At 57.8% G+C, this 26,759-nt stretch carries 26 protein-coding genes; 12 read left to right on the top strand and 14 right to left on the bottom strand.

What is annotated here, in order from left to right; genetic code table 11:
- The first annotated feature begins 85 nt into the window (after positions 1-85).
- The 5 genes from ABFT80_RS08675 to bhcD all read left to right on the top strand — a co-directional run bounded on the left by ABFT80_RS08675 (position 86) and on the right by bhcD (position 5,460).
- Entirely contained in the window at positions 86-940 is an 855-nt protein-coding gene (locus ABFT80_RS08675; protein ID WP_347971496.1) for a bifunctional allantoicase/(S)-ureidoglycine aminohydrolase, read from the top strand.
- Positions 941-1,147: 207 nt separating this feature from the next.
- Positions 1,148-2,338, top strand: coding sequence for an L-aspartate--glyoxylate aminotransferase BhcA (gene bhcA / locus ABFT80_RS08680; RefSeq protein ID WP_347971497.1), 1,191 nt, complete (start codon positions 1,148-1,150; stop codon positions 2,336-2,338).
- A gap of 14 nt (positions 2,339-2,352) precedes the next feature.
- Positions 2,353-3,318 (top strand): beta-hydroxyaspartate dehydratase BhcB, encoded by a 966-nt coding sequence (gene bhcB, locus ABFT80_RS08685; RefSeq protein WP_347971498.1) that lies wholly within the window; start codon positions 2,353-2,355, stop codon positions 3,316-3,318.
- A 13-nt stretch (positions 3,319-3,331) separates the two neighbouring features.
- A complete protein-coding gene (gene bhcC, locus ABFT80_RS08690) occupies positions 3,332-4,495 on the top strand; it encodes a 3-hydroxy-D-aspartate aldolase BhcC (protein ID WP_347971499.1) in 1,164 nt (387 codons plus the stop codon).
- On the top strand, positions 4,495-5,460 hold the full coding sequence (gene bhcD, locus ABFT80_RS08695; protein ID WP_347971500.1) for an iminosuccinate reductase BhcD: 966 nt from the start codon (positions 4,495-4,497) through the stop codon (positions 5,458-5,460). Before bhcC ends, bhcD begins: the two co-directional genes overlap by 1 nt.
- 2 nt (positions 5,461-5,462) lie before the next feature.
- On the opposite strand, the gene ABFT80_RS08700 is transcribed toward bhcD, so the two are convergent.
- From ABFT80_RS08700 to ABFT80_RS08745, 10 genes are all read right to left on the bottom strand, one after another.
- Positions 5,463-6,080, bottom strand: a complete 618-nt coding sequence (locus ABFT80_RS08700; RefSeq protein WP_347971501.1) for a glutathione S-transferase family protein — start codon at positions 6,078-6,080, stop codon at positions 5,463-5,465.
- 1 nt (position 6,081) lies between these two features.
- Entirely contained in the window at positions 6,082-7,065 is a 984-nt protein-coding gene (locus ABFT80_RS08705; RefSeq protein ID WP_347971502.1) for an NAD(P)H-quinone oxidoreductase, read from the bottom strand.
- Positions 7,065-7,487: a GlcG/HbpS family heme-binding protein gene (locus ABFT80_RS08710; RefSeq protein WP_347971503.1), complete on the bottom strand. Its 423-nt coding sequence runs from the start codon at positions 7,485-7,487 to the stop codon at positions 7,065-7,067. The genes ABFT80_RS08705 and ABFT80_RS08710 overlap by 1 nt, the downstream gene beginning before the upstream one ends.
- 24 nt (positions 7,488-7,511) lie before the next feature.
- On the bottom strand, positions 7,512-8,660 hold the full coding sequence (locus tag ABFT80_RS08715) for an ABC transporter ATP-binding protein (RefSeq protein WP_347971504.1): 1,149 nt from the start codon (positions 8,658-8,660) through the stop codon (positions 7,512-7,514).
- Positions 8,644-9,459, bottom strand: a complete 816-nt coding sequence (locus tag ABFT80_RS08720; RefSeq protein ID WP_347971505.1) for an ABC transporter permease — start codon at positions 9,457-9,459, stop codon at positions 8,644-8,646. The genes ABFT80_RS08715 and ABFT80_RS08720 overlap by 17 nt, the downstream gene beginning before the upstream one ends.
- A 1-nt stretch (position 9,460) precedes the next feature.
- Positions 9,461-10,312, bottom strand: coding sequence for an ABC transporter permease (locus tag ABFT80_RS08725; RefSeq protein ID WP_347971506.1), 852 nt, complete (start codon positions 10,310-10,312; stop codon positions 9,461-9,463).
- A 66-nt stretch (positions 10,313-10,378) separates the two neighbouring features.
- On the bottom strand, positions 10,379-11,419 hold the full coding sequence (locus tag ABFT80_RS08730; protein WP_347971507.1) for an ABC transporter substrate-binding protein: 1,041 nt from the start codon (positions 11,417-11,419) through the stop codon (positions 10,379-10,381).
- A 165-nt stretch (positions 11,420-11,584) separates the two neighbouring features.
- Positions 11,585-12,001 (bottom strand): RidA family protein, encoded by a 417-nt coding sequence (locus ABFT80_RS08735; protein ID WP_347971508.1) that lies wholly within the window; start codon positions 11,999-12,001, stop codon positions 11,585-11,587.
- Positions 12,002-12,010: 9 nt separating this feature from the next.
- Positions 12,011-12,520, bottom strand: a complete 510-nt coding sequence (locus tag ABFT80_RS08740) for a flavin reductase family protein (protein ID WP_347971509.1) — start codon at positions 12,518-12,520, stop codon at positions 12,011-12,013.
- The gene (locus tag ABFT80_RS08745; protein WP_347971510.1) at positions 12,517-13,971 is read right to left on the bottom strand and encodes a 4-hydroxyphenylacetate 3-hydroxylase family protein; all 1,455 of its coding nucleotides are present in this window, start codon (positions 13,969-13,971) and stop codon (positions 12,517-12,519) included. Before ABFT80_RS08745 ends, ABFT80_RS08740 begins: the two co-directional genes overlap by 4 nt.
- 92 nt (positions 13,972-14,063) lie before the next feature.
- On the opposite strand from ABFT80_RS08745, the gene ABFT80_RS08750 reads away from it, so the two are divergent.
- Positions 14,064-14,975, top strand: a complete 912-nt coding sequence (locus tag ABFT80_RS08750) for a LysR substrate-binding domain-containing protein (protein WP_347971511.1) — start codon at positions 14,064-14,066, stop codon at positions 14,973-14,975.
- Between the two features lie 233 nt (positions 14,976-15,208).
- Here ABFT80_RS08750 and ABFT80_RS08755 read toward each other — a convergent pair whose 3' ends face one another.
- Both ABFT80_RS08755 and ABFT80_RS08760 read right to left on the bottom strand, forming a co-directional pair.
- A complete protein-coding gene (locus tag ABFT80_RS08755; RefSeq protein WP_347971512.1) occupies positions 15,209-16,138 on the bottom strand; it encodes a 2-hydroxyacid dehydrogenase in 930 nt (309 codons plus the stop codon).
- Positions 16,135-16,593: a type II 3-dehydroquinate dehydratase gene (locus ABFT80_RS08760; RefSeq protein ID WP_347971513.1), complete on the bottom strand. Its 459-nt coding sequence runs from the start codon at positions 16,591-16,593 to the stop codon at positions 16,135-16,137. Before ABFT80_RS08760 ends, ABFT80_RS08755 begins: the two co-directional genes overlap by 4 nt.
- Before the next feature lie 285 nt (positions 16,594-16,878).
- Between ABFT80_RS08760 and ABFT80_RS08765 the strand changes: the two genes are divergently transcribed.
- Genes ABFT80_RS08765 through ABFT80_RS08780 form a run of 4 tightly spaced genes read left to right on the top strand, consistent with a single transcriptional unit; the run spans position 16,879 to position 20,460 of the window.
- Positions 16,879-17,862 carry a TRAP transporter substrate-binding protein gene (locus ABFT80_RS08765; RefSeq protein WP_347971514.1) on the top strand — a complete coding sequence of 328 codons (984 nt, stop codon included), beginning with the start codon at positions 16,879-16,881 and terminating at the stop codon, positions 17,860-17,862.
- Entirely contained in the window at positions 17,859-18,665 is an 807-nt protein-coding gene (locus ABFT80_RS08770) for a maleate cis-trans isomerase family protein (protein WP_347971515.1), read from the top strand. Before ABFT80_RS08765 ends, ABFT80_RS08770 begins: the two co-directional genes overlap by 4 nt.
- Positions 18,662-19,177, top strand: a complete 516-nt coding sequence (locus ABFT80_RS08775; RefSeq protein WP_347971516.1) for a TRAP transporter small permease — start codon at positions 18,662-18,664, stop codon at positions 19,175-19,177. The genes ABFT80_RS08770 and ABFT80_RS08775 overlap by 4 nt, the downstream gene beginning before the upstream one ends.
- A gap of 2 nt (positions 19,178-19,179) precedes the next feature.
- A complete protein-coding gene (locus tag ABFT80_RS08780) occupies positions 19,180-20,460 on the top strand; it encodes a TRAP transporter large permease (RefSeq protein ID WP_347971517.1) in 1,281 nt (426 codons plus the stop codon).
- A 42-nt stretch (positions 20,461-20,502) separates the two neighbouring features.
- Here the strand turns inward: ABFT80_RS08780 and ABFT80_RS08785 are convergent, their stop codons facing one another.
- The gene (locus ABFT80_RS08785) at positions 20,503-21,213 is read right to left on the bottom strand and encodes a FadR/GntR family transcriptional regulator (protein WP_347971518.1); all 711 of its coding nucleotides are present in this window, start codon (positions 21,211-21,213) and stop codon (positions 20,503-20,505) included.
- A 204-nt stretch (positions 21,214-21,417) separates the two neighbouring features.
- Between ABFT80_RS08785 and ABFT80_RS08790 the strand changes: the two genes are divergently transcribed.
- Both ABFT80_RS08790 and ABFT80_RS08795 read left to right on the top strand, forming a co-directional pair.
- Positions 21,418-22,437, top strand: a complete 1,020-nt coding sequence (locus tag ABFT80_RS08790; RefSeq protein WP_347971519.1) for a Gfo/Idh/MocA family protein — start codon at positions 21,418-21,420, stop codon at positions 22,435-22,437.
- A gap of 67 nt (positions 22,438-22,504) precedes the next feature.
- The gene (locus ABFT80_RS08795; RefSeq protein WP_347971520.1) at positions 22,505-24,046 is read left to right on the top strand and encodes an aldehyde dehydrogenase (NADP(+)); all 1,542 of its coding nucleotides are present in this window, start codon (positions 22,505-22,507) and stop codon (positions 24,044-24,046) included.
- On the opposite strand, the gene ABFT80_RS08800 is transcribed toward ABFT80_RS08795, so the two are convergent.
- Entirely contained in the window at positions 24,016-26,706 is a 2,691-nt protein-coding gene (locus ABFT80_RS08800) for a DUF2339 domain-containing protein (RefSeq protein WP_347971521.1), read from the bottom strand. The genes ABFT80_RS08795 and ABFT80_RS08800 overlap by 31 nt on opposite strands.
- Between the last annotated feature and the right edge of the window lie 53 nt (positions 26,707-26,759).

Raw genomic sequence — 26,759 nt, forward strand, 5'->3', positions numbered from 1 at the left:
GCGGTAAAACTACCGCCGCCGAACTGCCGCCAGGCAGCACGCTTTGACGATCGATGATCGTCGTCTGCATTCATTTCAAAGTTTTATGGAGAAGAAAGTGTCGAATCCTACCTATTTCGCGCCTATCGGCGGTCATCCCTGTCAAACGGAACTGCTGACGGGCCGTGCGGTGTTCACCGATGCCTATGCCGTGATCCCCAAGGGTACGATGCGTGACATCGTGACAAGTTTTCTGCCCTTCTGGACAAAGACACGCCTCTGGGTGCTGGCCCGTCCTCTCTCCGGTTTTGCCGAGACTTTTTCTCAATACATCATGGAAGTCGCGCCGGGTGGCGGCAGTGATCGTCCCGAACCGGACAGTGGAGTTCAGGGTGTGCTCTTTGTTCTCGATGGTGCGTTGACTCTGACCATCGAGGGAAAAACGCATGAGATGCAAGGCGGCGGCTATGCCTACATCCCGGCAGGCTCGAACTGGACGCTGAAAAACTCCAGCGGTGCTTTGACACGCTTCCATTGGGTTCGAAAAGCCTACGAAGCGGTCGAGGGCCTCGACTTTCCCGAACCGATCGTCGCCAATGAGCGAGATGTTGCGCCAACACCAATGCCGGACACTGACGGCAAATGGGCGACTACCCGCTTCGTTGATCCGGAAGACATGCGCCACGACATGCATGTGACGATTGTAACCCTTGAGCCCGGAGCGGCGATTCCGTTCTGCGAAACCCATGTCATGGAGCATGGGCTTTACGTGCTTGAGGGAAAGGCGGTCTATCGACTGAACAAGGACTGGGTCGAGGTTGAAGCTGGCGACTATATGTGGCTTCGCGCCTTCTGCCCGCAGGCCTGCTACGCGGGCGGTCCGGGCAAGTTTCGCTACCTTCTCTACAAGGATGTGAACCGCCATGCAGCATTTCCGTTTCGGACCGGCGCGCGTCGTTAGATGACGCGGCGCGGGTTCGCTCGGATCGAAGCTGCGCCCGGTATTTAATTTGCGCGACGGCAAGAGTCGTTGCGGTTTGAAAAATAACAACCATTTGAAATTAATACATAAAAACATTTTTCTAATAAAAAGAAAAAGTTTTTCAGAAAAATGGATTATTTCATTTTGAGCGCTTAAACTGAGTTGAATAATCCGATGGAGCGTCCAATGAGCTTTCAGAATCCGGTTTTCATACCTGGCCCGACGAATATGCCGGAAGAAATCCGCAACGCCTGTTCAATGCCAACCATCGACCATCGTTCGCCAGTATTTGGAAACATCCTCGCGCCTTGTCTCGAAGGGGTACGAACGGTTCTGAAATCGCGCGATGCGCATATCTTTATCTTCCCGTCCACGGGAACTGGCGGCTGGGAAACTGCGATCACAAACACGCTTTCGTCCGGGGATAAAATTCTCGCGGCACGTAACGGCATGTTCTCGCATCGCTGGATCGATATGTGCCAGCGTCACGGTCTCGACGTTGAAGTGGTTCCGGCCATCTGGGGCGAGGGCATCCCCACAGGGCGCTATGAAGAGATATTGCGGGCAGACCGCGATCATCGGATCAAAGCGGTGCTTGCCACCCACAATGAAACGGCAACCGGTGTCAAATCCGACATCGCAGCGGTGCGACGCGCCCTCGATGCGACAGGCCATCCGGCGCTTCTATTGGTCGATGGCGTCAGCTCGATAGCCTCGATGGATTTCCGGTTTGACGAATGGGGCGTCGATATTGCCGTCACCGGTTCGCAAAAAGGCTTCATGCTGCCGCCGGGCCTGGCGATTGTCGGCTTTTCTCAAAAGGCGATGAAAGCGGTCGAAACCGCAGGATTGCCGCGGACCTTTTTCGATGTTCGCGACATGGCCAAGAGCTACGCGAACAACGCGTTTCCCTATACGCCGCCGGTCGGCCTGATGAACGGTCTGCGGCTGTCGATCTCCATGCTGCTCGATGAGGGGTTGGAGAATGTTTTTGCCCGTCATACGCGGATAGCTGAAGGTGTTCGCGCCGCGGCTCGTGCATGGAACATGCCGCTTTGTGCTGTCTCGCCGGATCTTTATTCCGATACGGTCAGCGCCATCCGCACGCCAGACGGCTTCAACGCCACTGAAATCGTCACGCGCGCAGCCAGCCAGTATGGCATGGCTTTCGGTGTCGGGCTCGGCGATGTTGCAGGTAAAGTCTTCCGGATTGGCCATCTCGGCAGCCTGACTGACGCGATGATGCTTTCGGGTCTGGCGACGGTCGAGATGGTGATGGTCGATCTCGGCCTGCCGATCAAACTTGGCTCGGGCGTCGCCGCGGCGCAGAATGTCTACCGGCTGGGCGGCAAGATGAGCGAGAAGGCGGCAGCGTAATGGATGCAGGCACCATGTATATTCCGACTTTTGATGATGTCAAAACGGCGCATGAGCGGGTGAAACCGTACATCCACCGCACGCCGGTCTTGCGGTCGAGCTATCTCGATAGCCTTGCCGGCGCTGAACTTTTCTTCAAATGTGAGAACTTCCAGAAGGCCGGTGCCTTCAAGGCGCGCGGCGCTTCCAATGCCGTGTTCGGTCTGAGCGATGAAGTGGCGCGCAAAGGCGTTGCCACGCATTCGTCCGGCAATCATGCTCTGTCGCTTGCCTATGCGGCCGGACGACGCGGCATTCCGTGCCATGTGGTCATGCCGCGTACTGCGCCGCAGGCGAAGAAAGATGCGGTCAAAGGATATGGCGGCATCATCACTGAATGCGAGCCGTCCACATCGAGCCGCGAGGAATTTTTCGCGCGCGTCCACGCTGAAACCGGCGCTGATTTCGTCCATCCCTATAACGATCCAAGAGTGATTGCCGGGCAGGGCACATGCAGCCTGGAACTGGTCGACCAGATGAAGGATTTCGGTGGCGGGCTGGATATGGTCGTGGCGCCGATCGGCGGTGGCGGCATGATTTCAGGCACATGCCTGACGCTGGCTGCAATTGCTCCCGACGTGAAAGTTATTGCCGCAGAACCGGAACAGGCAGACGATGCGGCGCGCAGTTTCCGCGCCGGGCATATCATTGCAGACGACGCGCCGGAAACGGTGGCTGACGGGTTGAAAGTGCCTTTGAAGGAACTGACCTGGCATTTCGTTTCGACCGACGTCTCCGATATTTTGACGGCCAGCGAAACCGAGATTGTCGATGCGATGAAGCTGATTTGGCAGCGCATGAAGATCGTGATGGAGCCGAGCTCCGCCGTGCCGCTGGCTACCATTTTGAAGAACCCCGACACATTCCGCGGTAAGCGGGTTGGTGTCATTCTCACCGGCGGCAATGTCGATCTGGCGAAGCTGCCCTGGATGCAGGCCTGAAGGAGAAAATCTGATGAACGACATGACGAAGATCGAAAACCTCGATGTCGGTTTCGACGTTCCAGCCATTCCCGGCATGAAAGAAGCCGATATCCAGACGCCCTGCCTTGTACTCGACCTCGATGCACTGGAGCGCAATATCAAGAAGATGGGCGACATTGCCAAGAAGATGGGCGTGCGCCACCGCATTCACGGCAAGATGCATAAATCGGTCGATGTCGCCAAACTTCAGGAAGAACTTGGCGGATCGTGCGGCGTCTGCTGCCAGAAGGTTTCTGAGGCGGAAGTATTCGCGCGCGGCGGCATCAAGGACATTCTGGTGTCCAATCAGGTACGTGACCCAGCCAAGATTGACCGGCTGGCGCGACTGCCGAAATTGGGCGCGCGCACCATCGTCTGCGTCGACGATGTCGCCAATGTCGCCGATCTTTCGAAGGCTGCACAGAAGCACGGCACAGAGATCGAATGCCTTGTCGAGATCGATTGCGGCGCAGGCCGTTGCGGTGTCGTGACTACTGAGGCGGTTGTTGAGATTGCCAAGGCAATCGATGCCGCGAAGGGTCTGAAATTCTCCGGCATTCAAGCCTATCAGGGCGCCATGCAGCATCTCGACAAATTCGAGGACCGCAAGGCGAAGATCGACATCGCGGTTGCTCAGGTTAGTGATGCGGTCGAAGCATTGAAGGCAGAGGGTCTGACTTGCGACATCGTCGGCGGCGGCGGCACCGGGTCCTATTATTTCGAGGGCACATCCGGCGTCTACAACGAGTTGCAATGCGGTTCCTATGCATTCATGGATGCCGACTATGGTCGCATCCACGACAAGGACGGTAAGCGCATCGACGATGGCGAGTGGGAGAACGCGCTGTTCATTCTGACCTCGGTCATGTCCCATGCAAAAACCGACAAGGCGATCTGCGATGCGGGTTTGAAGGCCCAGTCCGTCGATAGTGGTCTGCCATTCATCTATGGCCGCGACGACGTGGAATACGTCAAATGCTCCGATGAGCACGGCGTCATCTCCGACCCAAACGGCGTCTTGAAGGTCAATGACAAGCTGAAGCTCGTTCCGGGGCATTGTGACCCAACCTGCAATGTTCACGATTGGTATGTCGGCGTTCGCAACGGCAAGGTCGAGACGCTCTGGCCGGTTTCTGCGCGCGGCAAGGCGTACTGATGCTGATCGTTCCGGAGAACGAAATCGCGAATTTGATGACGCGCGAGGCTGCTTTCGAGGCTGTCGAAAAAGTCTTCGCTTCAATGGCGGCCGGGAAAGCAAGGAACTTTCCGGTTGTCCGTGAAGCGATCGGGCATGCGGATGCGCTTTACGGGTTCAAATCCGGTTTCGACAAGGCGACGCTCGATCTCGGCCTGAAATCCGGCGGCTACTGGCCGGGCAATGCCGCGAAGGGTCTGACCAATCATCAATCGACGATTTTTCTGTTCGATGCGGATACCGGAAAATGCCGCGCCATTGTTGGCGGAAATCTGTTGACGGCATTGCGCACCGCCGCTGCCGCCGCTGTTTCGGTCGCCCATCTTGCACGACAGGATTCGAAGGTGCTGGGGATTGTCGGTGCGGGTCACCAGGCTGCGTTCCAACTGCGCGCTGTCGTGGAGCAGCGCAATTTCGAACGCGTCGTTGCGTGGAACCGCTCGCCAGAAAAGCTCGAAGGGTTGGCTAAAGTAGCTGATGAGCTAGGCCTGCCATTCGAAAGTGTTTCGCTGAAGGATCTGGCCGTGCAGGCAGATGTCATCGTGACGATCACGTCCAGCTTTAAGCCGATTTTGATGTCGGATGGAGTGAAGCCGGGAACGCACATTGCCTGTATGGGTACGGACACCAAGGGCAAGCAGGAAGTCGATGCGGCTCTGGTTGCACGCGCGCGGCTTTTCACAGATGAAATCGCGCAGTCCGTGACGATTGGCGAATTTCAGCACGCGATTGCAGCGGGAACTATCGCGCAAACGGATATTCGCGAACTCGGTGCAGTTGTTAACGGCACGGATGCAGGTCGCAATTCCAGTGATGAAATAACCATTTTCGATGGCACCGGCGTCGGCCTTCAGGACCTTGCGGTTGCGTCTTCCGTGGTCAAACTCGCGGTCGAAAAAGGCATCGCAACCGAGGTGGATTTCTGAGCCTATTCGTGCGGGGCCGTCCGGCTCATGGATGGCCGCAGAATGAAATCCGCGTACCATGAGGCGAGTTTTGGCCGCGGCGAACGCCAATCCACTCCGCTGAAGCGGAAATCGAGATAGCCGAGCGAAGATGCAATCGTCAGGCTACCGATCGTGACTTCTGTGCCGAAAATTTCGACGGTTTCTTCCATATGGTCGAGCGCCGCATCGATCTTGGTCATCTGCGACTCCCTCCAGACTTCCGATCTTTGGTCCGGCGTTCGGGACGTCTCTTCGTAACGGGCAAGCAGCGCGGCATCGAGAAGACCGTCGCCAAGCGCTTGCTCCGTGAGGACACGCCACCGTGCGGATCCGGATGTGAACAGCGACCCACCGGCTGCGTCGTTCAGATATTCGCAGATAACACGGCTGTCGAAGAGAAATGTTCCATCCTCGAGCCGCGCCGCAGGCACTTTCGCAAGCGGGTTGAAAGTGGCGATACGCGTATCACGCTTGATCGGATTTGCAGCACTTGGCAGGCAGATGATCTTGTCTTCGACGCCAAGCTCGATGGCACATGCCATGACCTTGCGCACATAGGGCGAGGTCGGGGCGAAGAAGAGTTCCATGGGCTGCATCATCTCAAGCTCTTTCCGGAACAAGCACGACCTTGCCGATATTTTCATTGGCTTCGAGCAGACGATGCGCCTCAGCGGCCTGACCGAGAACGAACTGTTTGTGGATCAGGGGGCGAATGCGTCCTGCATCGACTAGTGGCATGATCTCATTCAAAAGTGCGGAAGCGATACCGGATTTCTCAGCGTCCGACTTAGGGCGCAGTGTAGAAGAGGTGAGGTAAAGCCCCTTGCGCATAACTATGCCGAGGTCGATTGGCACGACAGCACCCTCCATGAATGACAGGCTGACATGCCGCCCGCCCGGCGCGAGTGCATCGAGATTGCGCGCGACATATGAACCGCCGACAATATCCAGAACGACATCTACCCCGCGCGCATCCGTGGCTGCTTTTGCGGCTTTGACGAAATCGTCCGTTTTGTAGTTGATGCCAATTGCGCCGAGCTTTTCGACGGCGGCTTTCTTCGCATCGCTGCCGACCGTGGCAATCGCATGCGCGCCACGTGCGATCGCCATCTGGATCGCCATCGTGCCGATGCCGCTCGCGCCGCCATGGATCAGCACGGTTTCGCCTTTCGCGAGACGGCCGCGCTCGAACAGTTTGTGCCATACGGTGAAAAGCGATTCCGGCAGTGCAGCCGCTTCCACCATCGACAAGCCGTCTGGGCATGGCAGACAATGCTCCGCTTTGGCGATGCAATATTGAGCATAACCGCCGCCCTTCACCAGAGCCATCACCCGCTTGCCGATGAGCGCGTCGCTGCCTCCCACCACACGCCCTGCGACTTCCAGCCCAAAAATGTCGGTGACGCCTTGCGGCAGTGGAATGGCGCCGGTCCGCTGCATCAGATCAGGGCGGTTGACGCCAGCGGCTTCAACCTCGATCAGAACTTCGTCCGATCCCGGATTCGGGATCGGTCTTTGGACGAGCTCAAGGACTTCGGGTCCGCCCGTATTGCGCGCTACGATGGCTTGCATGCTTGCTGTCATTAAAAGTCAGCCTTTGCGCCGATGGCTGCCAGTCCGGCCAGTGCGACTTCGATGTCCTGCGCGCCGCTGCCGGAGCCGACGCCGATTGCGCCGATGCAGGCACCGTCGACAACGATGGGAAAGCCACCCTCAAGATTGGTCAACCGTCCACCGGAAGCGATGGCAAGTTTGACTTCGAGCGCGGGGTCGAGACGCGACGTCGGCTGACGGTGCGAGGCTGCCGACATTGCCTTCGATTTCGAGGTTTCGCCAGACAGCAGCTTTGCGCCGTCCATTCTAACGAAAACCAGCATGTTTCCGCCGTCATCGACGATCGAAACGTTCTGCGGAACGCCGATCTTTTCCGCGTGAGAGATTGCGGCTCTGGCGATTGCAAGTGCGCCTTCGTGAGTCAGTTTCAGGCTAGGGATCGTGTGGGTCATGTCAGTCTCCATTTTGGCTGCAGGTCACGTAGCGCCTTCCTTCGGGAAGGCGACGATGTCGGACGAGACGACGGATAGGCCGACCTCGCTGCCGACGGACCAATCCGAAATTGCCGATATTCCCGGTGAACGCACAAGCACGCGTTCATTTGAAACTCTTGGCATCTCCACGTAGAGATCGACATGATCCCCCTGAAAAACCTGTGCTGCGATAATACCGGGTAGTGAGCCGGGAACGGTGCGCTTGCCGATGGCAAAATGCTCGGGTCGAATGAAAACGTCGATTTCGTCGTTGACTGTCGATCCGGCGAAGGGCGCACCGGGAACCACCCATTTCGCGTCGCCGATGGCTACTTCGGCGGCATCGCCACGCTTTGCCGTCAGCGTACCTTTGAGAATGTTCGCATCGCCGACGAAGGATGCGACGAAGCGATCCGCCGGGCGGCGATAAATCTCGTCTGGTCCTGCGATCTGGCGGATATGGCCTGCGGACATCACTGCGATCCGGTCCGACATCGACAGGGCTTCGCCCTGATCATGGGTTACGAAGATCGTCGTCACGCCGAGGCTGCGCTGGATCTCTTTGAGCTCGACCTGCATCGAACCGCGAAGGTTCTTGTCGAGTGCCGAAAAAGGCTCATCGAGCAGCAGAACCTTTGGACGGATGACAAGGGCACGCGCCAGCGCGACACGCTGCTGTTGGCCGCCTGAAAGTTGCTTTGGCTTACGGTCGCCGAAACCGGAGAGCTTTACGAGCGACAGCGCTTCATCGACCCGGCGCGATATTTCGGCAGAAGGCACACCACGCGTCTTCAGCCCGTAGGCAATGTTCTTGGCGACCGTCATATGCGGAAACAGCGCGTAATTCTGAAATACGATGCCGATTTCGCGCTTATGTGCAGGCGTTTCCGTAACCAAAGCGCCGTCGATGAAGATTTCGCCGCCATCGCTTTCAAGAAAACCAGCGACGAGATTGAGAAGGGTCGTCTTGCCGCAGCCAGACGGGCCGAGCAGCGTCATGAATTCGCCTGGCGCGATCTTCAGCCACGCTTCATGGAGCGCGGTGGAATCCCCGAAACGCTTGGTAACGCCGTCGAGTTGAACGGCCGCCTTGGGTTTCGGCCGAATGAACGCTGCTTTTGCGTGGCCGCGCGGATTAGTGTGAATCGACATTAAGCACCTTTCCAAGGCCGAAGAATGTGTTGGCGAGCGTCAGAAGCAGTGCTGTGACGACAATGTAGATCACCGACAGCGCTGCCAGCGTCGGATCGGCATATTCCCGAACGTAATTGTACATGGCGACCGGCAGCGTCTGCGTTGCCTGGTTCGAGACGAAAAGCGTCGCCGTAAACTCGTTGAAGGAGAGGATTGCCGCGAACAGCCAGCCGCTTACGAGGCCGGGCACGAGCAGCGGCAGCGTGACCGTAAAGAGCACGCGGCGTGGTGTGGCGCCGAGGCTGGTGGCGGCCTTTTCCAACCGTTCATCCAAATTCTTCAGCGAGATCAAAACGCTTCGCATGACGAACGGCAAAACGAGAATGACATGAGCGAACACGACCAGCGGGAACCCGCGCGCCGTGCTTGTCTGTGCCGCCAGCATCAACAGGCCGAGGCCGATCGTGAAATGCGGGATGACCAATGGAGAAAGCAGCACGCCTTCCAGCGTGCGCTTCAGCGCGAAATCGTAGCGATGGATAGCCAATGCAAATCCCGCTCCCACAGCCAGCGCGATGGTGGACGCCCATGCGGTGACGGTCAGGCCGTTCCAGAAGCCTTTTTGAAAATCGCTGTAATCGAGCGCCCGCTCAAACCAGCGCAGGGAATAGGATTGCGGCGGAAAGGCGAGGATGGCCTTGTCGTTGAAGGCGGTGATGGTCACGACGACCGCTGGCAGGATGATGAAGGCAAGGATCGCTCCTACCAGCACAATGCCGGATATGCGAAGAATCCTGTTTTGTCTGGATGCTGGCATGTCAGTGTTCTCCCAGACGTTCCAGAGGGCGGGTGGCCTGTTTCATCAAGGCAATTACCGCGAATGTCAGCGCCAGACCGACGATCGAAAGACTGGCGGCGAAGGGGAAATTGAAGGATGAAAAGCCGAGCTGATAGACCAGCGTCGAAACCGTATTGACCCGGCCGCCGCCGATAAGCTGCGGTGTCGCAAATGCGCTGAAGGTCCATGCGAATGCAGTCGAGAAACCCGCGATGATGCCGGGCATGGAGAGCGGCAGTGTGACGGTCAGAAAACTGCGCACCGGACCTGCGCCGAGACTTTCGGCGGCCTTCTCGTAGTTGCGGTCGATGTGTGAAAGGCCCGCTGCCAGCATGATGACCATGATGGGCATCGTTACGTGAACGAGAGCCGCCACCACGCCGCCAGTGGTAAACATCATCTGGATCGGCCGTTCGATGAAGCCGAGCTTTAGCAGAACCGTGTTTATGAAACCATTATTGCCGAGCACGATCATCCACGAATAGGTGCGCACGACTTCGCCCAGAAAAAGCGGCGTGACGGAAGCAATCAGAATGAAGGATTTCAGCGCCTTGCTGCGCACGCGCACCAGCGCATAGGCAACGGGATAGGCGAGAAATAGGGTGAACACTGCCGTCAGCAGGCACAGCAGGATCGTTGCCCAAAACGCCCATGCATAAAGCGGGCGCACGAGTGCCGAAAAGTTCTCCAGCGTAAAGCCGCCGACATCGAGCGAGCCCGGAATATAGGCGCGAACGCTGTACTGAAACACCGCGGCCATAGCCGCCGCCAGCCCGAATGCCACGAAGGCTGCTGGCGAAACGAACCATCCAAGAAAAGGCCGCTCGTTCATCGTAACTCCCTTCACGTGAACAGGCCCGGCAACGGCACGCGCCGCCGGGCCTATCATTGTTTTCGCTTACTGCGCGATCATGCTTTCAGCGAACCACTTGCGCCATTCGGCAGTCTTTTCCGCACGCAGCTTGTGGTCGATGATCAGCGTCTGGCTGGCCCACTGGTCAGCGGTCGTGAAGATGCCGGGCAGCTTTGCCGTTTCGGGGTCGAGCGTCGCATTGTCGACGACGGGACTGCCTTTTTTCAGCTCTGCGATTTCAGCCTGCACGGCCGGATCGAGCGCGTAATTCATGAACTTGTAGGCGAGCTCCGCCTTGGTCGAGCCTTTCATGATGCCCATCGTATCGACACCGAGTATGCCACCTTCCTTGGGTATGACGATCTCGACCGGCACGCCCTGATCCTGCATGTAGTAGGCGTTCATGGAGAGGATGATTTGAACCGGCGTTTCGCCCGTTGCGAAGAGCTGCTGGCTGTTGGCGTCGTTCGTGTAGAACGCCTTGTAGTTCGGCTTCAGCGCGGCCAGCTTTTCCTGACCGACTTCCCAGTTGGAAGCGTCGCCGCCGGAAAGTTTTGCCGACACTGCGATGACGTGGCTCGGATCGAAATCGGGCGAGGCGATCATGCCCTTGAGCGCCGGGTTCCAAAGCCCTTCCCAGCTATCGAAGCTGACGCCTTCCGGAAGCTGATCGGGCAGATAACCGATCGTGTAGACATAGGCCCATGCGCCGATGTGATAGGGGCTGATCTTGGCCTGCTCCACGAGATGCGCGGCGTTCGGGATTTTCGTCAGATCCAGTTCGTCGAAGAGGCCGTCATTGGCATAGAGCCAACCCACATGGGCGGTGGTGAAGGTGATGTCGCTTTCGGGTGTGCCGCCAGCGAGCTTGGCCTGGTTCAGCCGGTCCATCGTACCGCCCGTCACATACTCGACTTCGATGCCTGTCTCTTCGGTGAATTTCTTTCCGATCGTTTGGTCGATCAGGTCGCGAAAGCTGCCGCCCCAGGTGCTGACGACCAGCTTTTCCTGCGCGACGGCGAGCGAAGATGTGAACAATGACAGGGCGGAAACTACACTAGCTGCGAGCAATTTTCTGGAAAGCATCTGGGTAACTGCCTTTCGTTGATATTGTTGATGTGATCTCAAAAGCAACATCCGTGCCAGTATTTATAAATGTTATTTAATAGTATAATTAAATACAGACGATCAGATATGGCTTCCCGCCCGGACCGGATCGAAGTATTTTTTGTCGAGTTACTTTAGTAAAATTCAGTTATCCGCGGGAATTTCCGCAATAATGTCGATTTCCATCATGTATTCGGGTTTCGCCAGGCCTTGGACGATGATTCCGGTCGAAACCGGATAGACGCCTTTCAGCCATTTTCCGACAATTTGGTAGACCGGTTCGCGATATGCCCGATCGGTGATGTAGATGACGATCTTGACCACATCGTCGAGGCATGAACCTGCCTCTTCAAGAAGCACTTTGGCGCATTGCATAGCATTTTCGGTTTGAGCGGCGGCGTCTCCGATGCCGACGATCTTGCCCTCCAAATCCATTGCAGTCTGGCCGCGTACATAGACCGTGTTGCCCGCCCGAACGACCATGCAGACATCATTGTCGAGGGTTTGTTCGGGATAGGCTTCGCGGGTGTTGAATTTTCTGAAGCGTTGATGAGTGGTCATGCTGTCTCCTCAAGCCGCTGCCAGACGGCGAAAAGCGCGGTCGGAGAAAACCAGTGGATTTGCGGCCTGCGTTCTCACGCCGATCACTTCCCCCGTCAGAATTCGGTGTGAGCCGAAATCGAAGACACTGGCGACCCGGCAATCGAAATTGCAGAGCGCTTCATCGAGGGCAGGTGCGCCAGTGGTAAGGTTCGTCCAGGCGCCTGCAGCAAAGCGGTCGTCGCGCAATTCGGGGATGAGGCCAGCGAAGCTGTTTGCGACCCGCTCCTGAGCCTCACTCAATATGTTCGCAACGAACACGCCGTTTTCGAGCAAAGTCGCAAGGCTGCGGCTTTCGCGATGCACGCAAAACACGACGGATGGCGGCTCCATCGAAAGCGAGCAGAGAGAAGACACAGTTACGCCGGTGCGTCCGGCGGCTCCATCCGATGTGACGACTGCGACGCCGGAGGCCGTCAGGCGCATGGCGTCGCGGAATGTCTCTACCGCGACCGCCGGGTGATTGGCTGTATCGATCATTGAACCGGTCCATTGATGCGATCCGACAAATCTGCCGATTTCTTGACGAAATCGAGCGGGCCGGAGAAATCGAAGGAATTGTAGACGGCAGCAAGATGATTGAAGTGCGGAGCCTGTGCGAACTGCACGAAGGTCAGGCGGTGACCGGCATAGTCCGAGTTCAGGAGGTCGCGGGCGAAGGCCAGCAGCTTGCGCCTGTCTTCGGCCTGCCATGACTGGTTCAGCGAATAGAACTTGTTCAGCCATTCTCCGCTGCCATCAGCCTTGAACGCAGCGGAATTCGGCGTGATGCAGATCTGGCCGCCGCAAAGTTCGCGGGCGATATGCATCATTGCCGGAAGCTGCGAGCAGGCGAAAACGCGTCCGGCATAAAGCATGGATTGCTGCGGCATGAGTAATCCGCCGGGGCTCTTTTCCGCCATGGCGATCGATGCGGTCAAATGCGCATTGATGCCTTCACGGTAGCAGACAAGATCAGCCAGCTTTTCGCGAACCGACTGGATCTTGTCGAGGCCGGTCTGCTTGGCATTCCACATCGCCGCGCCGATCATCATGTCGGCGGTGTAGAGAAGGCGAAGCACGTAGGGGAATGCGGAATAGCGATGCAGCGTCGAGCGAACGAACTGCGCGGCGCGGGTATGACGATAGAAGAACACGTCTTCCCATGGGATCAGTACGTCATCGAACACGACCAGCGCTTCAACTTCGTCGAAGCGGTTGGCCAAAGGATAATCGAGCGGGCTGGACTTGCCGGCAAAGCCTGAGCGGCAAATGTGCTTTACGCCCGGCGCGCCCATCTTGACGATGCAGCCAACAGCATAATCCGACAGCTTTTCGGTGGACCATGCACCGACGGTTGGCTTCAGATACGCCTGATCCGCATAGGCCGCAGCCGTTTCATATTTCGCACCGCGAATGATGATGCCGGCATCCGTTTCGCGAGTGACGTGCACCATCAAATCCGGGTCCTGCTCCTGTGGCGGCAGCGAGCGGTCGCCCTTAGGATCGGTATTGGCGGAGACGTGGAAGATGTCTTTTTCGATGACTTCCTGAATGTGGCGATCGATATTGTCGGCAAAGCGCGGATCGATTTCGGCAAGAACATCGCGGCCATCGGTCAGCGACCACATTTCGCCGATGGTTTCGTCGCCGACCCGCGTTACGACGCCGCCAATGTCTTTCATGACATGATCGACGGCAGTCAGCTTGTCGCTCCAGTCCTTCTGCTCACGGGGAGGGCGATAGAAGATCGAATGACGCTCATTGTTATCGACATAGGTCAGGTCGCTGGAATAGCGTTCTTCGTGAGCCATGTCATACATGCGAGCCTTGATGTCGATGATGGGCTTCAGCGCCGCATGGGTGGTGACATCCTTTACGCGTTCGCCGTCGAGCCAAACCTCGCGACCGTCGCGAATGCCTTCTTTATAATCATCGCCAGTTCTAATCATCAATCTGCTCCAAAATTAGGCTAGACGGATGATGCCGTAAGGCCTAGCATCAAGAAAATATTTTTATCTTCTGGATAGCATAAGGAAAGATGATGAACTTATCGCTCCGTGCTCTTCGTTATGTTGTCGAAACCGCCGATTGCGGGAGCGTCACGGAAGCTGCTAAGAGGCTGAACGTCTCCCAGCCTTCCGTGTCCATGGCGCTATCGCAGGTCGAGACGGAACTTGGCGTGCAGATTTTCGTGCGCCACCATGCAAGAGGCGTGACGCTTTCGGCGGCCGGGCAGAGGCTGGTCAACGACGCACGGCTTCTTCTCAATCACGCGCGCGATTTTGCGCAGAGCGCGCATTCTCTTGGAGATGCGTTGCGCGGCGAGATCGTCGTCGGTTGTTTTCCGACACTCGCGATCCGTTTCATGCCGGGCCTGCTGTCGGGTTTCTCGAAGCGTTATCCGGGCATTTCGGTAAAGTTGGAGGAGGGCGATCAGCAGGAAATGATCGGTCATCTCGTGTCAGGCCGAACCGAGCTCGCGCTATCCTACAATTTTGCCGTCCCTGAAGAAATTACGGGAGAGAAGCTCGCGGACTTTCCGCCGCTCGTTCTCGTGTCGGCGGACCACCGGCTGGCGGACAGAGAGGAAGTCAGTCTTGTCGAGTTGGAGGAAGAGCCTTTTATCCTTCTCGATCTCCCGCACTCACGCGATTACTTTTTCAATATATTCTCAGCTTGCGGGCTGGAGCCGCGAATCGCGTTTCGAACCCGCTCGTCGGAGCTGATCCGCGGTCTTGTCGGCCACGGCCACGGATACTCGTTGCACAATGTCGCGCCGCAAACGACGATCGGCTATGACGGCAGCCGCATCGCGGTGTTGAAACTCGCCGAAACTCTACCGCCAGCCACCGTCACGTTCCTGCGCCTTACCCGTCATGATCTGCGGCCTGCGGTGCAGGCCTTTGCCGATTACATGAGAGAGTCCTTCGCGAGAGGCGGAATATTCGGTTAGAGCCTTTCATTTTTAGATAGAAACGCTTGCGGGACAGCACCCCCCTCTGCCCTGCCGGGCATCTCCCCCTCAAGGGTGGAGATTACTCTGTCATAAAAGTGCGGCACCAATCGCTAACGTTGCAGAATGAAAGCGGATGGCTATGTCAGCCAATCTCCACCCTTGAGGGGGAGATGCCCGGCACAGCAGAGGGGTTGCCTTCCGATTCCATCAAAATGGGAGTCGTTCTAACGTCAATAGCCGCGTTTCGGGTCGACCCTGCTCAAAACATCCAGTCCGGCTTCCAGCCTTCGGACGTTTTCGCCAATCTGTTTGGCAGCTGACGCCGGTAAGGCGATGGAGGCCAGATGCGGGGTGATGAGCACATTGTCCATGTCCCACAGGGGGCTGTCCGTCGGCAGCGGCTCCTTGGCGAAGACGTCGAGCGTTGCATTGGCAATTCGTCCCGACTGCAGCGCTGCCACCAGTGCTGGCTCATCCACGACGCTGCCGCGCGAGACATTGATGAAACTCGCGCCTGGCTTCATGCAGCCAAGTGTGGCCGCATCGAGCATATTGTCGGTCTCGTGCGTCTGCGGAAGCATGCAGACGACGATATCGCTGCTCGAAAGAACTTCGGCCAAAGTGTCGCTTCCGTGAAAGCACTTTACGCCCTCTATCGTCTTGGCCGTGCGTGACCAGCCGAGCACGCGATAGTCCTGTCGTGCACATTCTTTTGAGGCTTCGCGCCCAAGCTCGCCAAGGCCCAAAATGGCAACGGTGATTTCTGACGGGTCTTTTGGATGGATGTAATGCCAGCGGCGCTCTTTCTGCGCCTTCTCAAAATGCTGAACATCGCGGGCGTAGCGTGTGACGGCAAAGAGCACGAAGCCTGCCATCATCCGTGCCATGCGCGGGTCCGAAAGCCGCGTGATCGGCAGATCGGGCAAATCAGTACGGCCGACGAGCGCATCGACGCCAGCACCGAGATTGACGAGCAGCTTCAGATTTTCAAACCGCGCGAAGAAATTGTGCGGCGGCTTCCACGCCAGCGCGTAATCCACCTTCAAAGGGTCGTCGATCTCGTCGGCCCGCGCAAGAACAATGCCTTCCGGTTCCAGAGCCGCGCGCCAAGCTTCGAAGTCATCCATCTGGCTATAAAAGACCATCACGCCAGCGCTCATTTCGCTGCGCGCTCCTTGATGTGACTGGCTACTGCCGTCAGGGCGAGTTCGTAACCCAGCGCGCCGAGCCCCGCGATAACGCCTGTTGCAGCTTTGGATATGTAAGAGTGGTGGCGGAAGGGTTCGCGTTTCCAGATATTGCTCATATGGGCTTCGATGATCGGGCCGTCGAAAGCGAGCAGAGCGTCCAGAATCGGAACCGAGCTATAGGTCAATCCGGCGGCGTTGATGACGATGCCTTCGGCCTTCTCGCGGGCTTCCTGAATCCAGTCCACCAGCACGCCTTCATGATTCGACTGGCGAAAATCCAGATCGAGGCCGAGCGAGGCGGCATGTTCTTCGCAACGCTTGCCGATCGAGACGAAACTCTCCGTTCCATAAGTGCCGCTTTTGTCGAGGCCGTAGAGATTGGCGTTCGGGCCATTGAGAAAGAACACTTTAGGCGGCGTCTGCATCGTCGATTCCCTTATTTATGGAGGTCGGACAATAACGATGCGATTGCGATTATCGAAATAAAATTAAACTATTCATTGGAGAAGTATTTCGTATGTAAATGCCAATTCGAGATAAATCAGCACTATGCCTAATATTGCATATCCGTATACGCATCGAGATATCGGCACTTGCTAAATAAATAATCATAATTAAGTCGATTTATGCCTAAAAATTAGACAGATTCATACTTGCGCAAGCACCCCGATCTGAACAAGACTTGATAAAACAACAAGAGAGGGTAACCAATGTTCAGATTCAAGAAGACCAGCATTGTTTTGGGAGTTTTGGCCGGTGTCCTATGCGCAGGCAGCGCCTGGGCTGAAACCAAGATGCGCCTTGCCGTCGAAACGACGGGCGGCGATCCGACAAATGTCATGCTTTCCGCATTCCGCGACGAACTCAAGGCCTCGGCAGGCGACGAACTTGCAATCGAGTTTTTCGACGGCGGATCGCTCGGCGATGAAAACGCGTTGGCGGAACTCATCCGCGCAGGCGCCGTCGAAGTCATTCCTCTGGGTTCGGACGGCGTTGCCGCACTGGACGAAAAATATTCGATTTTCGACACGCCTTTCCTGTTCTCCGGCAAGGAGCAGGCCCGCGCGGTGCTGGACGGTGAACTCGGCGACCTGATGGCTGCTTCGCTGCGCGAAAAGGCCAATCTCGAAGTTCTGGCTTTTGGTGAGCTCGGCGTCCGCGTCATCAGCAATTCGAAGAAGGCGATCATGACGCCTGCCGATCTTTCCGGCATGAAGATCCGCACGCCGAACAGCCCGACCCGCATCATGGCCTTCCAGACGCTGGGTGCCGCGCCAACGACGCTTGCCCTCGGCGAAGTCTATATGGGTCTCAAGCAGGGCGTCATCGACGGTCAGGAAAACCCGCTGTCGGTCATCAAGGAATTCTCCCTCTTCGAGACCCAGCCGCATATATCGCTGACCAACCATATCTACACGCCGATCACGCTGGTTATGAACGGCCAGGCATTCGATGCGCTTTCGGACGATCTGAAGGCCAAGGTGAAGGCGGCGGCGGAAGCGAGTGTTCAGAAGACGCGCGATCTTTCCGATGAAAGCGACTCCAAGCTGGTGGCTGAATTCGAAAAGAGCGGCGTCACGGTCACGCGTCCCGACATTGCATCGTTCCAGACGGCTGCTGCCCCGGTTCGTGAAAAGATCGCCGAGATCGTCACACCGGAATTTATGGCAAAGGTCGAGGGAGCGATCCGTTGAGCGTTCTCGCAACAAAGGCCCCGGCATCAGCCGGGGCATATCCCCGCTTTCGCTACGATGGTTCGGGCGATCTCGCGCGCATCGGCCTGATCTACATCGCTTCCAGCGTCGTGATGGAAGAGGAAATGTGGGCGATGTCCGCCGAAGGCGTCTCCACGCACACGGCCCGCATCCGCTTGCCCAAGGTCACGGTCGAAGGCATCGAGGAAATGATGAACGCGCCGGAGCTGGAACAGGCTGCGCGCATGGCGGCAGCGGCTCCCATCGACGTTCTTCTTTTCGGCGGCACCAGCGCATCCTTTTTGCACGGCACGGCCTATGACCGCGCGCTGATTTCGAAAATCGAGCAATGGGTGCCCGGTCCAAAGGTGACGACCGCATCTACCGCAACGCTTGCGGCTTTGAAAAAAGTGAAAGCAGGCAAGATCGCATTGGCGACGCCTTACCTGTCCGAAATCCATCAGCGCGCGATCCGTTTTCTCGAAGAAAACGGCCATGAAGTCGTCAAAAGTGCGCATCTGGACATTTCCGACGACCACGCGCTGGCTGAAGTGCCGCTCGAGAAAGTCTATGATCATGTGCTTTCGGTCGATCACCCGGATGCCACGGCCATATTCGTTTCCTGCACGAATTTCCGCACCGTCGGCGCTATCGAGGCGCTCGAAGATCGCCTTGGCAAGCCGGTGATATCGGCCATTCAGGCGTCGTTCTGGCATTGCCTTGAACTCACCGGAACAGTCGGTGCGCGGCCAGGCTACGGGCGGCTTTTCGATGGTCGCATTGCTGAAGGGAGTGAACGATGAGCGATGCTATCGCGCCTTTACCCAGCGAAATTCTTGCCGACCCCAAGCCGGATCGTCGTTCTGCCAAGGCTTGGGCAATATGGGGTGTCGAGACAGCAGCTATCACGCTACTCGTCTTCCTCGTCGGCCTCGTTCTCGCAAATTCGCTCGGACGTTATTTCCTGTCAAAGCCGCTGCCTTGGACGGAGGAAGTCGTCACTGCACTTCTTATGTGGTTGGGCGCGCTTGGCATCACGATCGGTGCGCTCAAGAACGAGCTGATCCGCTGCGAAATCTGGACGCATCGCATTACGGGCATGCCAAAGCGGCTTCTGGGAATATTCCACACGGTTTTCGGCATCGCCGTTCTCGTCGCCCTCGCGATCCTCGCCTGGCAGTACCTCGCCATCTTCGGAAACGACAAAACACCCATTCTCGGTATCCGCAAATCGGTGGCGATCAGCGGGATTCTGGCAACGTCCGCAGGTCTCATCCTTGCCTTTGTCGTCAATTTTTTTGAGCAGGAGAAATAGCCGTGCTCGGTCTTGCCGCATTCACACTCCTTGCTCTATGCGCCTTCGTTCTGATCGGTCTGCCGATCGTCATTTCGCTCGTGGCATCCGTGCTGCTTTTCCTCGCCTTTAGCGGCGGTTGGGCGCTCGCCCTGCCGCAGCAGACGCTTGGCGGCGTCGGCGATTATATTCTCATCACGCTGCCGCTTTTCATCCTTGCTGGCGGCATCATGAACGCCACTGGCATTGCCGACCGCCTGTTCGATTTCGGCGTCGCACTCGTCGGCTGGCTGAGAGGCGGCCTTGCCCATGTGGATGTGGCCGCAAGCGTGATGTTCGGCGGCATGATCGGCACTTCGGTGGCCGACCTTGCTGGCACCGGTTCGGTGACGATCCCCAAGCTGAAAGCCCATGGTTATCCGGGGCCTTTTGCGGCGGCGGTTACGGCCACGTCTTCGGGCATCGGTATTCTCATTCCGCCCAGTTCCCCGATGATCCTTTACTCCGCAGTCACTGGAACGTCGCTTGGAGCACTGTTTCTCGCAGGCGTCATTCCCGGCCTTCTGATGGCGCTGGCCATGATGATCACCATTTCGATCCTCGCGCGACGCAACGGCTGGCAAGCAGTCGGAACGTTTCAGTGGAAAGAGGTGCTGCGCACCGGCGTCCACGCAATACTTCCGCTTGGCATGCCCGGCATGATCCTTTGCGGATTGGTGTTCGGCATCTTCACGCCGACGGAAGCGGGCGCGTTTGCAGTCGCCTATGCGCTGATCCTTGCAGGGCTTGTCTACCGCACGCTGACGCTCGCCAATATGCGCCGGGCGCTGGTGGATTCGTCCATTCTGACCGGTGAAGTCCTTATGGTCGTCGGGTTTTCAACGGCTCTCGGCTGGGCACTTTCACAGGCAGGCGTGCCAGCCGCACTTGCACATGGGCTGGACGTCATCTTCCCGTTCGAGAACACGACGATGCGCATCTTTGCATTGCTGTTCCTGGCGCTCATCGCCGGAATGGTACTCGATCCGCTCATCCCCATGATCATGCCGGTGCTGCTTCCGTCATTGACCATGATGGATGTCGATCTCGTCCATTTCGGGGTTCTGATGGTGACGACCGTGGTGATCGGCCAGGTAACGCCGCCTGTCGCAATCGCTCTGCTTGTCGCAGCCAAGATCGGCAATGAGGATGTGCTGAAGGTCACGAAGGCGAATACGCCGTTCCTGATCACTCTGGTCCTATTCCTTATCCTGCTGACGATGGTGCCTTCGCTGTCGACCTTCCTTCCTGCCTTGTTGAAGTAGGCCGCAGCGCCCGCAGCCGTTAATGGTTGCGGGCAGCCTCGGCTAAAGCCCGTCGAACATACGCTTTCGTGCGCTGGAAATATGCAGCGCCATCAGTTCGCCAGCCTCTTCGGGCCGCCGCTGTTCGATAGCGTTGAAGATTTCGATATGCTCCTGCTGCACGAGTTGAAGGCGCGCCACTGGCCGCAGCAGGGAAAGGTTGCGGGCAAGGTTCATCCCAACCCGGACATTCTGCTCCAGCGAGTTGTGAACCATGATGTGGTAGGGATTGCGGGTGGCAAGCGCCACTGCGCGATGGAACCGCGCATCGGCATCCACGCCCAGCTTTTTGGTCGCAATGCATTCCTCAAGTTCAGACAAGGATGCCTGCAGTTCCTGCAGTTCATCCTGTTCCCATGACCGCGCGGCGAGACTGGCGGATGCGGCCTCGAAGCCGATCCGAAAATCGTAGCAGCGCTGGATGTCGCTGACCGACCCGATTTCGACGAAACGCAGGACATTGGCATCCGGGCGGCGAAGCACGAAGCTTCCCGACCCCTGCCTTGATTGAATAAGCCCGTCTTCACGAAGGCGTGCCAGTGCTTCCCGTATGATTGGTCGCGACGCGCCGAAACGCTGGCCAAGCTCGGACTCGCTCGGAAGACGGGAGAGTTCGGCAAACTCGCCTGAAGTAATCAGCTTGAAGATGCCATCATAGATGTAATCACCGAGCTTGCGTTCAGGTCCTGTCCGATTGTTGTCCGCTCTCGTCATTTCGCCGCCCGGTTCCTTATGCGCGTACTGTCCATCGGTATCCTTGAGTACAAATTCTTACAAGTTGACGATGGGAGTTTCATACCATAAACCGAGCTGAAATAGCATATTATAATTGGATAGTTCGGCATTACATTAGGTAGCTATATGGTTGTAAGACAAATCATATCCGTGACGCTGCAAGCCACGGGAAAAAATTGAAGTATGTCCTTCAAAACCAATGAGACACTTCGCGTTGGGTTGGCGGGCGCTGGTGCCATCAGCTTGTTTCACATGCGCGGCTGGGAAGCTGTGGAGGGCGCCGAGATCGTCGCTATTGCCGACCCGGATTTGAGCAAAGCGCGCGCTCGGGCGGAAGAGTTCGGCATCTCTGCGGTCTATGCCGACGTTGCGGAAATGATCAGCCGCGAGCGGCTCGATGCGATCGACATCGCTGCCCCGGTAGGTCTTCATGCGCCGCTGGTCCGCTTGTCGGCCGATGCCGGTGTGCACGTCATGTGCCAGAAACCGTTGACGCCCTCCGTTGCCGAGGCCGAAGAACTGATTGCCTATGTGGGCGATCGTGTCCGCTTCTGCGTGCATGAGAATTATCGTTTCCGGCCTCACTATGAGGATGTCCGGCGCATGATCGCGGAAGGCCGCATCGGCGAAGTTCAGCATGCGCGCCTCACCATGCGTTCCGCCTCGATGGTGGCACCCGAAGGCGAAACGCCTTTTCTGCTTGGACGCCAGCCTTATCTGGCCGAGTTTCCCCGCCTGCTGATTTTCGAAATGCTGATCCATCAACTGGACGCCTTGCGGGCAACGCTTGGCGAGCTTGATGTCGTCTCTGCGCATACGGCCAAAACCAACAGGGCGCTGGCTGGCGAAGATGTGGGCGTTATCGTCATGACCGGAAGGTCGAGCGGATGCAGCGTCGTGCTGGACGGTAACATCTCCGCAATGGGCTACCCGCCGCTGCCGACGGACAGGCTGGAAATCGTCGGTTCGAAAGACACGCTGATCCTTGACCGTGACGTTATCTATTGCGTGAGCAACCCATCGGAAATCGTCAAACACGATCTGACAGCCAATTATCAAGCCTGCTTCAGCGGTTTGATCAGGAACTTTGTCGAGTGCCTGAAAACCGGCGAAAAGTTCGCGACGGATCGCCTTGATAATCTCGAAACGTTGCGGTTGATGGAAAATACCTACAGCGCTGCGGATCGTTCGCGGCGCTACTGATTTTATCCTACAGTGACTGGCCAGTGGATTCCGCTGCCAATAAAGAACATGAATCGGGAGAAGAGCGATGGATTTGACAGGCGAACTGCTGATCGGCGGCACGGCCGTACGTGGCCAATCGGGCGAGATATTCGGTTTCGAAGCCGCTACCGGCAGTAAACTGCCTGTCTCTTTCGGCGGTGCGACGAAACAGGATCTCGAAAATGCCGCCTGCCTGGCATGGCAGGCATTTTCGACCTATCGCGAGACCGGCCTGGAAGAACGCGCCGCTTTTCTTGAGAAAATAGCCGAAAACATTCTGAATATCGGCGACGCCCTGGTCGAACGCGCAATGGCGGAAACAGGCTTGCCTAAAGGCCGCATCGAAGGCGAGCGCATGCGCACGGTGATCCAGTTACGCATGTTCGCGACGGAAGTGCGTTCGGGCAAGTTTCTGGAATTGCGTTTCGATCCGGCAGATCCTGAGCGCAAACCTGTGCCGAAGCCCGATCTGAAGCTTCGCAATGTCGCACTTGGCCCCGTTGCCGTGTTCGGAGCCTCGAATTTCCCATTGGCCTTTTCGGTCGCGGGAGGCGACACGGCCTCGGCGCTGGCGGCCGGTTGCCCGGTCATCGTCAAGGCTCATTCGGCGCATCCCGGCACGTCCGAACTCGTTGGCCGGGCCGTTCAGAAGGCGGTCGCCGATTGCAAACTCCCCGTTGGCACGTTTGCGCTCCTGTTCGATTCCGGTCGCGAGATCGGCCAGGGGCTTGTGGCCGACAAGCGTATACGCGCGGTCGGTTTCACCGGCTCTCGCGGTGGTGGCACGGCATTGATGAAGATCGCAGCCGAACGCCGCCAGCCTATCCCGGTCTATGCGGAAATGAGCAGCATCAATCCCGTTATTCTTTTTCCGAATGCGCTGGAAAAGCGCGGTGCCGAGATTGGCAAAGCCTTCGTCGGCTCGCTGATACTCGGTGCGGGGCAATTCTGCACCAATCCGGGTCTTATTCTCGCAGTGGATGGCAAGGGCCTGGATGCATTTATCGATGCTGCGAGCCAGGCGCTGCTACAGGCCCCGGCCCAGACAATGCTTACAGGCGGCATCTGCAAGGCATACGCCTCCGGCGTCGCGAAGCTGGCCGGGCATGGCGAGGTAAAGTCGCTTTCGCAGGGCTTGGAAGGCACAGAGGCGCAAGGCCGCGCCGCCTTGTTTGAAACCACTGGCCGCGCGTTTTTGAAGCATCACGATTTGCAGGATGAAGTGTTCGGCGCGGCAGGCCTTATCGTGCGCTGCAAGGATGAAACGGAACTTATGGAAATAATCGATACGCTTGAGGGGCAGTTAACCGCAGCGCTTCATATCGATGAAGCCGACCACCCTGCGGCTGCGAAAATCCTACCGAAGCTCGAACTTCTCGCTGGCCGTCTTCTGGTGAACGGCTTCGGAACCGGTGTCGAAGTCTCACCGGCGATGGTTCATGGCGGTCCTTATCCATCGACATCCGACGGCCGTTCGACTTCGGTCGGCACGATGGCGATTTACCGTTTTCTGCGGCCGGTCTGCTATCAGGATATTCCGGCGTCCCTCCTGCCGGATCACTTCGCCGCTGTCGCAAGCATACGCTGATAAAACATGCCGATGCCGATAAGGACGGCGCCGAGCCCGATGAAGGAAAGCGCGCGCAACACGCCGTCCAGTTCGCTCATGTCGTAAAGGAAGGCTTTGGCTACCGCCAGCACAACCAGTGCGGCGGAACCGAGCCGGAGGTAGCGGGACTGGAAACGTATACCTGTGGCGAGCATGGCAACGCCGAGCGCCAGCCATACTGCCGAATAGGTGTAATTTTCCAACCCGCTCATGCCTTTCCAGCCGCCTATGAATTCGCCTTGGAACAGCCGCCGCACCGACAGCGACACATAGACGAAGGCAAGGGCTGCGGAGCATATGGCAAGCATTATCACGTACCAGCGCGGCCGCTTTTCGCGCGCATACCAGGCAAGTGCGGCCATTGCGATTGCGGGCAGGAGATAGGCCAGCAGGATCAGATTGACGATCGGGATCGTGCCGGTGGATTCGTTGGTTTTGAGCGGGTTCAGGTCGATGAAATGCGAAACCGCGATAAAGTAGACCGATAGTACGCCCACAATCATCGAGCCGTAACGGAAGACCGGGCTCGGTGAACGCTGATCCAGCGACAGCATGATGCCGCCGGCTCCAATTGCGATGAGCGTGTAGATGGCCTGTTCTGCGAGAAGCGGTGCACCAGCGCTGATGACGCCGCCATGCATTGCGTGACGCACCAGCATGCCGATGCCGACCAGAGCAAAAAGCGCGCAGAACGCTTCCATGACGAAACGCGGACGTTTGCCAGTCGTCTGCGCCAATTGCCATGCGGCATAGCCGAAGGCGAGGGCGGGCAGCAGATAGCCCGGCAGAAGCGCGTTGAGGAAGGGCGTCGTGCCAAGTGCATCCCAACCGGCAATGGTCGGATCGACGATAACCCGGCCGAGCGTGATCACTGCGAGGCCGACCGACAACCAGCCGAGACAAGGATAACGTCGAAAGCGCGTTGGTGCGGCAGGCAATGCCGCAGCAAGCCCCGTCAGGATCGTCGTCCAGATGGGTCCAAACCCGGCCAGAAGGGCATAAGCGAATGACAGCGCAGCGCCGCCGAGCAGAAAGCTTATTGCCCATCCGCCTGTGAATGGGGGCTGTTCGGTGCGGGCGATCCATTCGCTGGCTGCGACCAAAATAGCGGTCAATGCAAAACCGCAGGCAGCATAGCGCCAGTCGATGTTCAGGTTACCGTAGTTGAGCCAGGCGGCGACAAGCACGACGATTGGAACGCATGCCGCCCAGAAGGCCCAAAGAGCAGCGCGCCTTGGGAGCACGGCGACCGTTCTTTGCGCGAATACGATACCTGCCGCCAGAAAGATGAAAGCGAGTGCGACGGAATAGTTGAAGTAACTCTGGCCAGGCACGACCAGCCATGCGCTTCGCGTTGCGCCGAAAACCCATTCGAGCAGGAAGCCGCCCGCGAGGAGATCGCGCAACTGGATTATCAGAACGGAAGCCCCGGCAGCGCTTATCAGCGCGGCCGCGTTCGGCCTCCAGGAAGCAGCGGCCAGAAGAGCGACGATCAGCACAAAGCCCCAGAACTGACCGCTGGTCGCCGCAGCATCGGGGTGAAGGACGAGCGCAATCGCGGTCAAGCCTGCAAAAACGCCAGCGGCAATCGATGCGGGGTCGCCAACAGGGCTGACTTCCGGGCGGGTTTTTGCAAGCCAGACCGCGGACAGAACCGCCAGCCCGACGAGATGCAGCATGGCGATGGGTGCTGTGACGATGTCAGTCGAAGCGCTGAGATAGACCATCGACCAGAGACCAGCGCCGACGAAAGCGGCGGCGGCGAGAAAGCGCCAATGCCGGGTCGATGCGATGATGGTTGCCGCTGTCAGCACGATCGCCAGATAGATGAACAGCGACCATGAGCTGGGCGCGTCCGACGATACGAGGATCGGTGTTGCATAGGAGCCGAGCAGGCCAAGACCGGCCAACGCCTGACCATGAATGAGCGCGGCGGCGATCGTGCCTATACCGATTATGCCGAGCAGGCCGAATGCGAATACCGGGCCTATGAATCCATAGACGCTATGGGCGGCAAACACCGCGCCGAACAGTACGAAAGACCCGGCCGCGGTGAGGATTGCCGGAATATATGCGCCATTAATGCCGCCAATGGGGGATTTGAAGCCACGGCGGCGTGCGAATTCGCCACCGGCAGCCAGCGCAAGGCCAAAAAATGCTGCGAAAGTGAGCCGGACGCTCGGGCCGAAAATCCCGGCCTCGATCGAATAGCGCACAAGGAATATTCCGCCCAGCGCCAGCGCCAGACCACCGACCCAAACCGCCCATCGCGTGCCGAGCGCCGTTTCGATGTCGGGTCGTGGCTTCGCGGGGGCGGGCGTTTCTGCTTTGACTTCACCCTCCGGCGCCCCATCGATTGTCTGATCGCTTTGTCGGGCGGCTTGTGCCCACGGACCAACAGCCACCTCCGTATCCTCGTTTGCAGGCAGTTCCGCGCCTTCAGCGGTCTTGGCTTGCTCTGCCGACGCTGTATCAACGGCAATCGCTTCAGCAGATTTAGAAATCTGAGGAAGAGCGGAAGGGGCCACCCTTTGCGCGCGCAATGTGCGAATTTCTGTCTCGAGCGCTGTCAGCTTTTTGCTGTGGCGATACAGAATGACGATCATCGCAACGACTGCGATCAGGACGAATTCGGACATTCCACCCTCATTGCCGGACGTAAGCCCTACCTCAAGTTGAGAGCAGGAGAACT

The sequence above is a fragment of the Foliimonas ilicis genome (assembly GCF_039939195.1).
GTDB classification, from domain to species: domain Bacteria; phylum Pseudomonadota; class Alphaproteobacteria; order Rhizobiales; family Rhizobiaceae; genus Foliimonas; species Foliimonas ilicis.

Bases quoted from the DNA above. Each gene is read 5' to 3' on its own strand.
- ABFT80_RS08675 (WP_347971496.1), top strand. From the start codon at position 86: ATGGAGAAGAAAGTGTCGAATCCTACCTATTTCGCGCCTATCGGCGGT.
- bhcA (WP_347971497.1), top strand. From the start codon at position 1,148: ATGAGCTTTCAGAATCCGGTTTTCATACCTGGCCCGACGAATATGCCG.
- bhcB (WP_347971498.1), top strand. From the start codon at position 2,353: ATGTATATTCCGACTTTTGATGATGTCAAAACGGCGCATGAGCGGGTG.
- bhcC (WP_347971499.1), top strand. From the start codon at position 3,332: ATGAACGACATGACGAAGATCGAAAACCTCGATGTCGGTTTCGACGTT.
- bhcD (WP_347971500.1), top strand. From the start codon at position 4,495: ATGCTGATCGTTCCGGAGAACGAAATCGCGAATTTGATGACGCGCGAG.
- ABFT80_RS08700 (WP_347971501.1), bottom strand. From the start codon at position 6,080: ATGATGCAGCCCATGGAACTCTTCTTCGCCCCGACCTCGCCCTATGTG.
- ABFT80_RS08705 (WP_347971502.1), bottom strand. From the start codon at position 7,065: ATGACAGCAAGCATGCAAGCCATCGTAGCGCGCAATACGGGCGGACCC.
- ABFT80_RS08710 (WP_347971503.1), bottom strand. From the start codon at position 7,487: ATGACCCACACGATCCCTAGCCTGAAACTGACTCACGAAGGCGCACTT.
- ABFT80_RS08715 (WP_347971504.1), bottom strand. From the start codon at position 8,660: ATGTCGATTCACACTAATCCGCGCGGCCACGCAAAAGCAGCGTTCATT.
- ABFT80_RS08720 (WP_347971505.1), bottom strand. From the start codon at position 9,459: ATGCCAGCATCCAGACAAAACAGGATTCTTCGCATATCCGGCATTGTG.
- ABFT80_RS08725 (WP_347971506.1), bottom strand. From the start codon at position 10,312: ATGAACGAGCGGCCTTTTCTTGGATGGTTCGTTTCGCCAGCAGCCTTC.
- ABFT80_RS08730 (WP_347971507.1), bottom strand. From the start codon at position 11,419: ATGCTTTCCAGAAAATTGCTCGCAGCTAGTGTAGTTTCCGCCCTGTCA.
- ABFT80_RS08735 (WP_347971508.1), bottom strand. From the start codon at position 12,001: ATGACCACTCATCAACGCTTCAGAAAATTCAACACCCGCGAAGCCTAT.
- ABFT80_RS08740 (WP_347971509.1), bottom strand. From the start codon at position 12,520: ATGATCGATACAGCCAATCACCCGGCGGTCGCGGTAGAGACATTCCGC.
- ABFT80_RS08745 (WP_347971510.1), bottom strand. From the start codon at position 13,971: ATGATTAGAACTGGCGATGATTATAAAGAAGGCATTCGCGACGGTCGC.
- ABFT80_RS08750 (WP_347971511.1), top strand. From the start codon at position 14,064: ATGAACTTATCGCTCCGTGCTCTTCGTTATGTTGTCGAAACCGCCGAT.
- ABFT80_RS08755 (WP_347971512.1), bottom strand. From the start codon at position 16,138: ATGAGCGCTGGCGTGATGGTCTTTTATAGCCAGATGGATGACTTCGAA.
- ABFT80_RS08760 (WP_347971513.1), bottom strand. From the start codon at position 16,593: ATGCAGACGCCGCCTAAAGTGTTCTTTCTCAATGGCCCGAACGCCAAT.
- ABFT80_RS08765 (WP_347971514.1), top strand. From the start codon at position 16,879: ATGTTCAGATTCAAGAAGACCAGCATTGTTTTGGGAGTTTTGGCCGGT.
- ABFT80_RS08775 (WP_347971516.1), top strand. From the start codon at position 18,662: ATGAGCGATGCTATCGCGCCTTTACCCAGCGAAATTCTTGCCGACCCC.
- ABFT80_RS08785 (WP_347971518.1), bottom strand. From the start codon at position 21,213: ATGACGAGAGCGGACAACAATCGGACAGGACCTGAACGCAAGCTCGGT.
- ABFT80_RS08790 (WP_347971519.1), top strand. From the start codon at position 21,418: ATGTCCTTCAAAACCAATGAGACACTTCGCGTTGGGTTGGCGGGCGCT.
- ABFT80_RS08795 (WP_347971520.1), top strand. From the start codon at position 22,505: ATGGATTTGACAGGCGAACTGCTGATCGGCGGCACGGCCGTACGTGGC.
- ABFT80_RS08800 (WP_347971521.1), bottom strand. From the start codon at position 26,706: ATGTCCGAATTCGTCCTGATCGCAGTCGTTGCGATGATCGTCATTCTG.